Here is a 12,477-nt window from a genome sequence, read left to right on the forward strand (position 1 = left end):
AGGCCGTACCATGCGGCCTGCCCTTAACGCACCGTTTCCCTAGCGAGCTTTATACGCCAGCCAGGTCAGCAGATGCAGGCTGGAGGAGTAGTAATCTTCCGTTGGCGCCAGCGTATCGTTGAGATAGCCGGTTTCATTCAGCGTCAGATCGCGCACCGCCAGCAGCCCACCGGCCATATTGTAGGTGGCCTTGTTGTTGCTCATCACATCGATCCACGCCGGGGTTTGCAGGCGTGAGAAGTTCATCCAGAAGCGCTGGAACGGCACCAGCTGCAGGCTCTGAGGGTCATACCAGGCGAGATAGAGCGGAATGCGCACCGCATCGTAGCTGAAGCGCGGCGGCCAGGCGGTAGCCGGGGCCAGGCTGCCGTCGGCGTTCAGTACCACCCAGTCCAGCGGCAGGTTGCTGTCGCCAAAGTGCATGTCACCCAGCAGCGCCAGGCCGTCGCTAATCAGCTGATTCCACACCTGCAGATGGCTGCGGCGGGCGAAATCCTGCCAGGCGGGAAAGATAAAGTAGGACGGATTGAGGATCACGTAGGTGTTTTTATTAAACCCCTGCTCGCCGGGCAGCATCACCGTGCGGTTACCGAAGGTGGTGACGTTACGCGCCAGGATCTCACGCTGAATGGCGTCAGACGCCTTCAGCCACGCGGGCACCTGCCATTTTTCACCGGCTTTCAGCAGCGCCCAGGCGATCAGTACATCACCGTCCGAGGCGTTGTTTCTGTCGGCGATCGGATCGGCGGCCGCGGGCTGATAGCGCCAGTAAAACAGCCCGTTAGCCGGGTTTTTCAGGTGGGTTTCGGTCCAGCCCCACAGCTGTTCAAAGCTGCTGCGATCGTTGTAAAACACCGCCATCAGCATGGCATAACCCTGCCCTTCGGTATGGCTGATGTTCTTGTTACCGGTGTCCTGAATACGACCATCGCTGGTCAGAAAACGCGTTTTAAAACTGCTCCAGCCGTCTGCAGCGCTGGCCTGAGCCGCGCCCAGCACCATCGCCAGTGCCAATACCATCACCCTCAACATGCCCTGATAATCCTCTTAAACCTGATAACGAAAGCGCAGCGCGGTTTCGCCGCTGGCTTCAACGGCCAGCGCAACGTGCTCACGCCCGCCCTGCTCGCGCAGCCAGCGCGCGTAAAGGCCCAGCAGCACCGCAGCAAACGCCTGCTGCCACTGCTCCGGCGACAGCAGGCTGTCCCCCGGCGGCAGCGCGACGTGATCGATAACCATCGCCGTCTCATACGGCTGAATGTCGATCACCCCCCAGCCAAACCGCGCCAGCACCTGATTAGCCCGTGCCTCCAGCTCGCTGACGGTGGCGGCGCGGCCCAGCGGATAGCGGCGGGCCAGGTTATCGCCCATCTGCTGTAAAAATGCCTGGCTTTCGCGCTCGCCGGCGTTGTGCAGCATGCCGTGAATCATCACGCTCAGCAGATCAAACCAGCCGGGCTGAACCTGCTGCTGGCGATAGTAGTTCAGGGTGCGATCCGGTAACTGACTCATGCTTATTTGCCTCCCAGCATGTAGCGGAAATAGAGTTGCGCCGTACTTTCGTTATATTCACCAAAGGTGTCATAGCCGATCTGGCCGCCGATGGTGACGTCTTTATTAATTTTGTAGTCCGCGCCGGCGTGCAGATTATAGCCGATGCCGCTTTTGCTGCCGCCGGAGTAGTAAGCCTCTTTGGCGAAACCGGCGGTGGCCGCCGCCTCCAGCGCCGACTGCCAGTCAGCGTTGTTCGGGAAGTAGGCGCTGCGGTCCTGGGTATAGGACTGATAGCCCGCCGAGCCGCCGACGCGCACGCTCAGATCATCATAGGTCTGCGAATAGTCGACCGGGAACGAGACGCTGACGAAGTTCTGCGGGCTGAAGTAGCCGCCCTGACCGTAGCTGTAGTAGCTGAGATTTTTCGAGAAATCCATCCAGCTGATGCTGATACCGGTCTTCAGCTCGCGATCGTTATAGTGGAACGGCCGCACGTAGGCACCGGCGTTGCCCACCAGCCCTTTGTTACTGGCCACGTTCTCACCGAGGTAGCTGTAAACGCCGCCGCCGACGTAGAAGCCGGCGTCACCGTCGTCGTAGCTTAACAGCGCGTTACCGCCGTTTTTGGTCACCCGGCCCCAGCTCTTGCCGGAGAGGCGATCTTTGGTGCCAACGTAGGAGAGCAGGCTGTCGGTGACCGCCCGGCGCTCGCCGGTCAGGATCAGCGTCAGGTAGTCGGTGAGTTTCGGCGCCCACTTCACCCCACCGACCAGGGTGCTGAGATCCTGGCCGAGCGGCGTGCTGCCGAGGTCGATTTTGTAGTTGCTGCCGGTCAGCGCCAGGTTCAGCTCGACGCCGGTGGCGCTCTGCGAATCGCTGGAGCTGTTCATCGCCGTTTCGGTGTTCGGCTTACGCGATGACGCCACCAGATAGTTTTTCAGCGCGGTGTTGTTGTTCAGGCTGGTCAGGTTGTTCAGCCCGGTCAAGGTCAGCGGGTTGAGGTCGTCAAACCTGACGCTGCCCAGCGCGGTCAGCGCCGTCGCCACGCCCGGATTCGCCGCGTTAAAGGTGGCCAGATCGGTGGCGTTCAGCGTCGCCAGGTAGGCCTGCTCGCTTTTGATGGTGGTGATCAGGTTGGAGATCGCCTGCTCGCCCGCGCCGCTGCCGAGGCGGCGGTAGGCGTCGCCGCTGGCGCTGCCCGCACTCAGGGTGATCGGCGTGACGGTAAAGTCAAAGCGTGCGTCGCCCAGCGGGGCGCTGGACCAGGTGAGCGGCGCTTTGGCTTCGGTCAGCTTGCTCAGGCCGTTCTCGCCGTCGCGCCCGCGGATCTGGATGCCGGCCTGTGCCCAGGTGCCGGTATCTTTCTCCATCTCCGCCATCATGGTGTCGATCTGATGCAGCGTCTGGTTCTGCTGCGTCGCCACCTCTGTGCCACCGTTCAGCGGTACGCCGTCAATATTGCGGTAATCGCGGTAGTTCGGCGACTGCTGCCACGGCATGGTGCTGCCATAAGCGGAAGGCGACGGACGCGGCGACAGCGTGGTGCGGTTGATAAACGGGTTATCGGAGGCCAGCAGGCCGCCTACCGACGGATTGCTGCCGGTCTGTGCCCCTTGCAGACCAATCATCTTGCCGCGCGCGGTGCGCAGGTAGCTGAGCGCCTGGTTATGGTCGCCCTCGGCTTCGGAGACGCGGGCCAGCAGCAGCAGGCGCTGCGGCGTCTGTTCACCGCGCAGGCCGCCGGCCAGCGCGCGGGCTTTCGGCACGTCGTCCAGCGCCAGCGCCACGTTGACCGCCCCTTCGCGGGCGTCCTGGGTTGGCGTATCGCGGGTCATCAGGTAGTCATAGACCACCCCCGCCTCTTTATTCATCTTGCCGGACTGATACAGGCGCGCCATGGCAAACATCAGATCGGTGTTCTGCGGATCGTTCTGCACCGCCGAGATCAGCTTGTCATACGCCGCCGCATACTGTTTCTGCTCGCGCAGGCGGTCGGCTTCCTGAATCACCCCGCCGTTACGCAGGCTGGCCAGCTGTGCCGGGGTGCTGCGCGACTGCAGCTCCGGGCTGCTGAGGAAGCTCTGCCCTTCGGCGCCGAGCCCGGCCTGGTTCAGCACGTCCACCTGCGCCGCATAGTCGCCGGCGTTACCCTGCACGCCGCGGCGCATGTTGCCGCGCACCACCGCTACCGCGCTGGCCATATCGCCGGACTGCGCCAGCGCTTTCGCCAGGTTACCGGCGTCTGCCGGGGCGGAGGGCGGGTTAGCCGCCAGCGCCTTCAGCGTGTTAGCCGCCGCCGCGTTGGAGCCCTGGTCGAGATACTGCTTCGCCACGCTCATCTGCTGATTGAAGTTAACCCGCTGCGCCAGCGTGCGCATGTCGGCATTCTGGCTGCGCGCCGGAATGCGCGCCAGCAGGCTGTTGGCCTGCGCCCAGGCCCCGCTTTCGCTGGCAAACAGCGCCGCCGCGTAGACTTCGTTGCTGCTGGCGCCGTTACGGTAAGCAGGCTGCATCACGCCCGAGGCGGCAGCAGCGTCACCCTGCTGCTGATAGATGCGCGCCAGGTCGAGGCGCAGCCAGGCATCATTAGGGAAGCGCTGCATCCCCTGCTGCAGAAGGGTGATGGCGCGCTGCGGGTTGCCGGCGGCCAGCGCCTGTTTCGCGTCACGGCGCACCGGATCGCTGGTGGCCAGCGGGCGCGGCGTTACCGCCTCGCGCACGCTGGCGGGCAGCGAGGCCAGCAGAGTGTTGGCCTCTGCCGTGCGGTTCTGCTGACGCAGCACGTAGAACAGCCCCTCTTTCGCCGGGCGGTTGTCGGCGTCAGCGGCCAGCACGCTGCGGTAAGTCTGCTCGGCCTGGTCCAGCTGGTTGTTGCGGCGCAGCACGTCGGCGCGGAACAGCTTCGCCGCCTCGCCCTTCTCACCGCTGGCCTGCACCAGCGGCTCGCTCAGCGCCAGCGCTTTAGCACTGTCGCCGGCTTTCATCGCCTGCTGTGCAGTCGCCAGCTGGCCGTAGAAGCGCGCATCGTCCGCCTGCTGCTGGCGCTGCTGGCTGTCGTTGCCGCCGAGCTTCGCCGCCCGCTCCAGGTAGTCAGCCGCCTGGGCATAGTTACCGCTGCGCTGCGCCACGTAGCCGAGGCCGGCCAGCGCGTCGGCATCCTGTGGGTTGGTCTGCAGCACCTGGTTAAAGGCGCTCTGCGCGCTGGAGACGTCGCCGCTGTTCAGGGCGGTAAAGCCCTGGCCTTTCGCCGCGCCGCCGACGTTTTTACGGAAGTGGTTCATCACCTCCGTATCCTGCGGGTGGCGCTGCTGGAAATTCTGGTACAGCGTGCTGTCGGCGGGCTGCGGGCCCAGCCACAGCAGCGCCTGCCGCAGTGAACGGTCGGCGTCCGCACTGCCGCCGGCCATGCTTTCCAGCATCTGCACACCTTCGCGACGCGTCGACTCCTGGTAGGTCAGTGCCTTACCCAGCGCCAGCCGCGCGGCGTTGTCCTGCGGGTTCTGCGCGCTGAACTGGCGCAGGTTATCCACCGCCTGCGGCAGCAGGGTGCGGTCCCCGGCCATGGTCAGATAGTACTCTGCCGCCACGCTCGGCGGCGGCACGTTGCCGCTGAAGGTGTTACGCCAGGTCTGCAGCGCGGCGGCGGTGTTGCCGCTGCGCGCCTGCTGACGGGCCAGCGACAGCTGCGCCGCCGGGATGGTCTGCAGCTGGCGGGCGTTATCCAGCTCGACCAGCCGCGGATCGTTCGGCGACAGCGCGCTGAGCCGTTCACGCCATTTGGCCCCGGCGGCGTTGTCGCCGTTCTGCTGCGACCACAGCGACATCAGGTAGATGGCTTCGGTGTTATTCGCATCCACCATCAGCACCTTCTGCAGCGCCTCACGCGCCAGATCGTCGTGCGATTTCTGGTGCCAGTAGTTGGCCTGGGCGAACAGCGCCTGCACCGCCGGGTTTGCGTCTGCCGCCAGCGCGGGCAGGCTGAGCAGCGACAGCGCCAGGCTGCCGCCCGTGATCCAGCTCTGACGTATTCTGGCATTTAACAGCGTGAGGGACGTTTTCATCATTCTTTATCCTCGCCAGAGTCTCGGGAAGGGTTCTGCGGGTGCAGACGCCGCCAGGCGTGACGCTTCAGCAGCGCACAGGTACTGAGTCCGATTAGCAGGGCGCTGAACAGCGCCAGCAGCGCCAGCAGCACCGCGTGCTGGTTGGCGTACCACACCACCATCATGTACCACGGCATCTGGCCGCTCGGGAACTGTGGCCCGACGCGGAAGCTGCGGATACCGGTCTCATCGGTGATCACCGCGGTGTCGCCGCGGATGCCGGCGTTAATGCGCGGCTGGGTCAGATCGTTCTGCAGACGCGCCAGCTGATCGTCATCGGTGGCGACGGTCATCACCACCAGCCGGCTGCTGTTCCACGGCGAGCGATAGCTGACAAAGCCGCGCCAGTCCTCGTTCGAGGAGAAGTAGCGATCGGCATCCAGCGTCTGCTGGGTCCAGTCACCGGTCAGCCAGGCGCGCGCCTTGTCCAGCGTGCCCGGCACCTTCACCCCCAGCGTATGGTTCTGCACTTCGTACGGCGAAGCGGAGAGCATCTCCTGGTTAAAGGCGGTCTGTTTCAGGGTCGAGACCGACAGCACGTCGCTGTTCTCCAGCCGCTCGCGCAGGGTGCCGCCGCTCGGGATGCCAAACAGCACGTTGTTATGACTCAGCGCCACGCCGGTGGCGTTACCGGAACGGCCTGCCAGATCCAGCAGCGTGCTGATTTCGGCGTTAGCCGGATGCTCCGGCAGCATCAATACGGTTTGCGAGTAGTCCGCCAGCCGCGAGAACGGGAAGGAGGCACCGACAAAGTAAGAGAGGTTCGGCAACAGAGTGAAGTGCCGGGTGTTGCTCAGGTCGATATACGAATCTTCATCAATCCGGCTCTTGATGTTGTTGTTGCTCAGCACGCTGCACGGCGCGCTGGCCTTCGGTTTGATATTGAAATAGAGCTGCAGCTGGTTATCACCGTAAATCAGATACGGGTCGAGCTTCAGGGTGTATTTCTCCTGGCGCGCGTCGCCGCCCAGCCGGTGCCAGATGTTCTCCAGCAGGCCGATTTTGTTTACCGTCAGGTTGCGCAGGAAGGTGCCGTTCAGCGTGACGTTCAGCACCGAGTTATCTTCATCGATCCAGCTTTCCGACGGGAAACGGTAATTAAGCTGCACCGGCAGGGTGTCGCCGTCCCACAGGAACAGGTCCGGCGCCGCACGGAAGTTGACGCGCAGCGCATCGTGCCAGATGCCGTTGGTGGTCAGGTTCTGATCCTGGCGCAGCAGTTCGCTGAGGCGCACCGGGCGTTCGGTATTGATCCAGCGCGGCGCATCGTAAGGTTTACGCACCGGCATGGTTTGTGAGGCCACATCCAGCTGCGGCCGATCGTCGTTGAACGGCTGCATTAAACGCCAGGCCGCCTGGCGCATCTGCGCGTCGTCTTTACCGACCACCAGCAACAGCTTATAGACCGGGTTATCCGGGTTATCGACGATCTGCAGCAGCGGCGTGCTGGCCGCCGGCAGCGTCAGGTTACCGATCTTCTCGCCGGGGCGGCCAAACACCACGCCGTTTTTCTCCGGCAGCTGGCCGCGTAGCACCGGGAAGCTGATGCCGCGGTAGTCGGCCTGAATGCCCATCCACGAGGCGAGGATCGCCGCCGCCGAAACGTCACCCGGGTTAACGTTGTCGCTGAAGATCATCGGCACGCTGGCCGGGTTCATGCGCAGCGGGTCGATAAACGGCCGCGGGAAGTTACGCAGGCTGGTACCGATATTCAGCTGCTGGCCTTCCAGCGCCAGGGTGGTGGCGGGCAGGATGGTGACCTGATACTGCTCGGCGCTGTCGCGCTCGCACATCAGCTGGTCGGCGTCGTTGATTTTAAAGCTGAGGTTGTTGTTGGAGACCACCATCGCCGCCGGGATATCCAGCTGGAAATCTTCAGTGTTGCGATCCGAGGCGCTGAGCGGCAGGGTGCCCAACGGCTGGCCGTTCAGCATCAGCTGCAGCGAGGTGTTGCGCGCCGCCAGCGCCTGCGACACCTTCAGCGACAGGTTCAGGCGGGCGTTAGTGATCACCTCATCGGTCGGCAGGGTAAAGACGATGCCGGACTGCAGCTGGCCGCCGGTCAGGGTCACACCCTGCGGCTGACCCATCTGCGCCACGCTGACCTGGCTGCTGAGCGGCTGGTTGATCGACATGCCGGCCAGCGACGGCGCGCTGCTGGTCGGGGTGGCATCTACCGGCGCAGGCAGCGGCGGCAGGCCGGGAATATCGCTGACGCTGGCCGGTGGCAGCGCCGCATCGTCACCGGACGGCAGGCCCTGCTGCCCGCTGTCATCAGCCGGGGCACCAGATCCCGCGCTGGCGGCAGCGTCCGGGGCCGCGCCGGTTGCGGCAGCATTACCGTTTGGCCAGGCCGCATTGCCGCTGGCGGTTGAGTTACCGCCAGCCGCGTTGCCCGCAGCGCTACTGTCATTCGCCGGCCAGGCCGGTGCGGCGCTGCCGCCAGCCGTGGTATTACCGGTGGCAGCAGCATTACCCGCAGCGCTACTGTCGTTCGCCGGCCACGCCGGAGCCGCGTTGCCGCCAGCCGTGGTATTACCGGTGGCAGCAGCATTGCCCGCAGCGCTACTGTCATTCGCCGGCCAGGCCGGAGCCGCGTTACCGCCAGCCGTGGTATTACCGGTGGCAGCAGCATTGCCCGCAGCGCTACTGTCATTCGTCGGCCACGCCGGTGCGGCGTTGCCGCCAGCCGTGGTATTACCGGCAGCAGCAGCGCTGCCGCCAGCCGGTGTACTACCGCCGTTAGCGGCGGCGGCCGGGTCACTCTCCTGCCCCTGCGGCATAAAGCTGCGCAGCAGGTCATTGTCCGCGCTGCGGTCAGCCGGGGTCGCCTGGGCGCTGCCGAGGGTCAGTGCGGTGACGAGGCAAAGCGCGCGCCATACCAGTTTCTTCATGCCACGCCATCCTCTTCCGCTTTCAGCTTATTTTTCTTGTTCGATCGGCCATCTTTCCAGCTCAGCCAGAACAGTTCGAAGACGGTGCGAATAATGGTCATCAGCGAGCGCAGCGGATTGTCCTTGCGGCCCGGCGGGTTGATCCAGGCATCGGCGCGCGACAGCACCACCCGCACCAGCTCACGGCGGCGCGACAGCGGAATATCCTGGAACTGCAGGCGAATAATGCCGGCACTGGCGTCGATCAGGTGCACCGGAATCGAGATTGCGCCGGTCTGCAACATCAGGTCGACCGCTTCGATCTGATCGTCTTCATGACGACGATCCGGCGCCTTCAGCTGCACGCCGCCCATCGACAGGTTGATGGTCTGGCTGCGCGAGGAGATGCCGCTGGCGTAGTGGACAACCACCGGAATACTGACGTCGATACGGATGGTTTTACGCACCTGCTTGGTTTCACGCGCCACGGCGATCGCCGCCATCAGAATAATCAGGCTGAACAGCGCCCAGCCAACGTTAAGCGCGATCACGTAAGGGTCCACGCCGAAGTAGTCATGGGCGAAGGCGCGCACCAGTCCGCTGATCACCCCGGCGGTCAGCAGCAGCGCGCAGATGACGTGCGGGCGCACGATGTTGAAGTCGAAGAAGCCGACGTCGAGCAGGCCGCCCTTATCGGTCACGTTAAACTTACCGTGCTTCGGCGAAATCATGGTCAGCAGCGTTGGGATCACCAGGTGGAAGGCCATCACCGTTTCGTAGATCTCCCCCCAGAAGGTGGCGCGGAAGCGGCCGTTCATCCGTGAGTTGACGTACAGCGACATCACCAGGTGCGGCAGCACGTAAGAGAAGATCAGGCTGGCCGAAGAGTGAATGATATTCAGGTTAAACAGCAGGTACGCCAGCGGCGCGGTGAGGAAGATAACCCTCGGCAGGCCGAACTGGAAGTGCAGCATGGCGTTGAGGTAGCACAGGCGCTGCTGCCACTTGAGGCCGCGCCCCAGCAGCGGGTTATCAACGCGGAAAATCTGCGTCATGCCGCGCGCCCAGCGGGTACGCTGCACGATATGCAGGCCGAGACGCTCGGTGGCCAGCCCCGCCGCCAGCGGGATCGCCAGGAAAGCCGAGCCCCAGCCGAGGCGCTGCATTTTCAGCGCGGTATGCGCATCTTCGGTGACGGTTTCCACCGCAAAGCCGCCGATCTCTTCCAGCGCCGAGCGGCGGATCACCGCACAGGAGCCGCAGAAGAAGGTGGCGTTCCAGTTATCGTTGCCCTGCTGCACCGGGCCGTAGAACAGCGCCCCTTCGTTGGGGATTTCGCGTGCCGCCTTCAGGTTACGTTCAAACGGATCCGGCGAGTAGAAGTAGTGCGGCGTCTGCAGCAGCGCCAGCTTGTCGTCTTTCAGGAACGCGCCAACGGTGGCCTGCAGGAAGGTTCGGGTGGCGACGTGGTCGCAGTCAAACACGCAGATCAGCTCACCTTTGGTGATCTTCATCGCGTGGTTGAGGTTGCCGGCCTTGGCGTGGCGGTTGTCATCACGGGTGATGTAGCCGACGCCCACGTCGGCGGCAAAGCGGGCAAATTCGCTGCGCTTGCCGTCATCCAGCAGGTAGATTTTCAGCTTGTCACGCGGGTAGTCGATGCACTGCGCCGCCAGTACCGTGTCGCGCACCACGTCGAGGCTTTCGTTATAGCTGGGGACGTAGACGTCCACCGTCGGCCACAGGCTGACGTCATCCGGCAGCGGCTCGATGTTGCGCTTCAGCGGCCACGAGGTCTGCAGATAGCCGAGGATCAGGATCAGCCACACGTACAGCTCGGCGATAAACAGGCCGATCCCGAGGATCGCCTCGACTTCCGAGTTGAAGTGCAGCGTTTCGGTAGCCCGCCACCAGATATAGCGCGTCGACATCATGGCGGAGAGAAACACCATGATCATCGACACTTTCTGGCTTTTAATCCGGCCGAGCAGAAACAGAATGGCGATAGAGATCAGACCGAAGGTGTACTGTTTCTGGCTATCCATCGGGGTAATGATGATCACCGCAACCACCGGAGCCAGCAGCAGTAGCAGCAGATAGAACAGGGCTTTTTTCATAAGGTCATCCTGAACACGAACAGGCATTCATTTCGTAGTGGCGACACCACGCGTATTCAGGCATCCCTGCCCGGCATCAGTGCTGATGGTTAACGTGATTTCAGCGGTGCACTCATTTCGCCATCGCCGACTTTGATATCCAGCAGGGCGGAGAGGCGTTTGGCGATCAGTTCAATATCAAAGGCCGCCGCAGAAACCGGGCTGAAATCAAAAATCGACTGCTGGGAGGCGTTAGCTTCGGCCACGCTCTCATCGCGGTTGACCACCCCGACCAGCTTGTCGCCCAGCCGCTGCTGCATAAATGCCGTGACGTCGCGGCTGATATGGCGGCGGCTGTCGCTCTGGTTGAGCACGAAATAGTGGCCGCCACGGTGGTTCAGCGCACCGCCGATCATTTTTTCGTTCTCAACCTGCGGCAGCAGCGACAGCGAGGCGGTATCCGCCAGCATCACCACCAGATGCATATCGGCCAGCGCCGCCATGGCTTTAAGCGCCGGACCCGGGCCCGGAGGAAAATCGGCGATGATCACCAGCCCCGGGTAGTTAAGGACGGTATTCAGCCCACGCACGAGGAAGTTGGGATCGTGGGAGAGATTATTTTCAAACTCCATTCGCTGATCTTCGCTGACGTCGCCGTACGGCAGTACGAAGATATTGCCGCCGGTGGTCAGGATTGACTGACTCCAGTCAGAGGCCTCTGACGACTTCGCCACATAGCCCCGCCCGTCGGACAGCGGCACGCCAAAGTGCAGGCGCAGCGCGTTCTGCACGTCGAAATCAATTGCCAGCACTTTGCTGCCCCCGCGCGCCAGCGCATGGGCAAGGTTGGCTGCCATAGTGGTTTTACCCACACCGCCTTTAGGGGAACAGACGCAGACTAACGGCATGAGGCAATTTTCTCCAACAGGGGTTGTAATAAACTCTCTTTGGATACCGCGCGGGCAGCGGCACCGGCGGAACCAAATAACTGCTTATAGTGGATATCCGCGCTACCGCTCTGCGGCGGGACGTTCCACGCCGGAGGGGTGGCCGCTTCCCGCGCATCGGCGGTGCTCTGCACCCAGCCCGTTGCCGGAGCCGCTGCCGGCTGGGCGGCGGCCGGCGGGAACAGCCCGTGCGGCGAGGGTGGCACGCTGGCAGAGACGCTGCTGAGCGGTGCCACAGGCTGCTGCGATGGCACAGACTGCGGCGTGCTCTGCTGCTGTAACTGTGCGATAAGCGGCGTGCTCTGCTGCTGTAGTGGTGCACTGTGCGGCTCAACCGGCGCGGCGGCCGATGCGCCCAACGTCGTGGCCGGGGCCTGAGCAGGCGCGGCAACCGCCACAGCCGCCTGCAGCGGCGTCACCGATGCGGCGGCGCGCGGCGGCGTCTGTGCCGCCAGCTGTTCAAACAGCGAACTGCCCGCCGCCGAGGTGATTTGTGCCACCGGCGCCGGGCGCAGGGCCGCCGACTCCGCCGCCGTTTCCGCCGGGGTTAAACCCGGGTGCTGGGCATGCGCGGCGGAGGCCATTGCGGGTGGCGCAGTAACCGGTGCAGCGGCCGCGGCGGTGGCCGATTTCAGCGATGAAGAGATGCTGTCGAGCAGTGAACTGCCGCTGGCCGCCGTGGTGGTGGCAAAGGACTGCACCGCCGGTTTAGCGGGCGCGGCGGCCACCGGCGCAGCCGGGGGCGCAAACGACGAAGGATCGATCGGCTGCGGTGCCGCCACGTCGATACGCTGGCTTTTTTCCAGCACCGAACCTGCGTCATCATTCAGTAACTGTTTGATTATCGCCCAGTTAGTGGTATCTGAATTAAGCGACTGCTCCGACATGTCTTTGAACTCAATATGGTCCGTTTGCGTTTTTTCTTTAAAACGCTGCAAGTCATCATAGCTTTTCATGAGAATGA

Annotated in this window: 7 protein-coding genes; all 7 read right to left on the reverse strand. The window is 63.5% G+C overall.

From position 1 onward, the window contains the following. Positions 1-39: 39 nt before the first annotated feature. Entirely contained in the window at positions 40-1,032 is a 993-nt protein-coding gene (locus ASF13_RS20135) for a glycosyl hydrolase family 8 (protein ID WP_200929800.1), read from the reverse strand. A gap of 15 nt (positions 1,033-1,047) precedes the next feature. Continuing rightward, positions 1,048-1,512: a cellulose biosynthesis protein BcsD gene (bcsD, locus tag ASF13_RS20140; protein WP_056240752.1), complete on the reverse strand. Its 465-nt coding sequence runs from the start codon at positions 1,510-1,512 to the stop codon at positions 1,048-1,050. Positions 1,513-1,514: 2 nt separating this feature from the next. Then, positions 1,515-5,555 (reverse strand): cellulose biosynthesis protein BcsC, encoded by a 4,041-nt coding sequence (locus ASF13_RS20145; protein ID WP_056241187.1) that lies wholly within the window; start codon positions 5,553-5,555, stop codon positions 1,515-1,517. Beyond that, positions 5,555-8,491, reverse strand: a complete 2,937-nt coding sequence (gene bcsB / locus ASF13_RS20150) for a cellulose biosynthesis cyclic di-GMP-binding regulatory protein BcsB (RefSeq protein WP_072166452.1) — start codon at positions 8,489-8,491, stop codon at positions 5,555-5,557. Before bcsB ends, ASF13_RS20145 begins: the two co-directional genes overlap by 1 nt. Then, positions 8,488-10,587: a UDP-forming cellulose synthase catalytic subunit gene (gene bcsA / locus ASF13_RS20155; protein WP_056240755.1), complete on the reverse strand. Its 2,100-nt coding sequence runs from the start codon at positions 10,585-10,587 to the stop codon at positions 8,488-8,490. Before bcsA ends, bcsB begins: the two co-directional genes overlap by 4 nt. An 89-nt stretch (positions 10,588-10,676) precedes the next feature. Continuing rightward, positions 10,677-11,474 (reverse strand): cellulose biosynthesis protein BcsQ, encoded by a 798-nt coding sequence (gene bcsQ / locus ASF13_RS20160; RefSeq protein WP_056240759.1) that lies wholly within the window; start codon positions 11,472-11,474, stop codon positions 10,677-10,679. Next, positions 11,465-12,469, reverse strand: coding sequence for a cellulose biosynthesis protein BcsO (gene bcsO, locus ASF13_RS20165; RefSeq protein WP_056240763.1), 1,005 nt, complete (start codon positions 12,467-12,469; stop codon positions 11,465-11,467). The genes bcsQ and bcsO overlap by 10 nt, the downstream gene beginning before the upstream one ends. Positions 12,470-12,477 lie beyond the last annotated feature (8 nt).

The sequence above is a fragment of the Erwinia sp. Leaf53 genome, assembly GCF_001422605.1.
Lineage (GTDB): Bacteria > Pseudomonadota > Gammaproteobacteria > Enterobacterales > Enterobacteriaceae > Erwinia.

Coding starts and splice junctions, on each gene's coding strand:
- ASF13_RS20135 (WP_200929800.1), bottom strand. CDS start 1,032: ATGTTGAGGGTGATGGTATTGGCACTGGCGATGGTGCTGGGCGCGGCT.
- bcsD (WP_056240752.1), bottom strand. CDS start 1,512: ATGAGTCAGTTACCGGATCGCACCCTGAACTACTATCGCCAGCAGCAG.
- ASF13_RS20145 (WP_056241187.1), bottom strand. CDS start 5,555: ATGAAAACGTCCCTCACGCTGTTAAATGCCAGAATACGTCAGAGCTGG.
- bcsB (WP_072166452.1), bottom strand. CDS start 8,491: ATGAAGAAACTGGTATGGCGCGCGCTTTGCCTCGTCACCGCACTGACC.
- bcsA (WP_056240755.1), bottom strand. CDS start 10,587: ATGAAAAAAGCCCTGTTCTATCTGCTGCTACTGCTGCTGGCTCCGGTG.
- bcsQ (WP_056240759.1), bottom strand. CDS start 11,474: ATGCCGTTAGTCTGCGTCTGTTCCCCTAAAGGCGGTGTGGGTAAAACC.
- bcsO (WP_056240763.1), bottom strand. CDS start 12,469: ATGAAAAGCTATGATGACTTGCAGCGTTTTAAAGAAAAAACGCAAACG.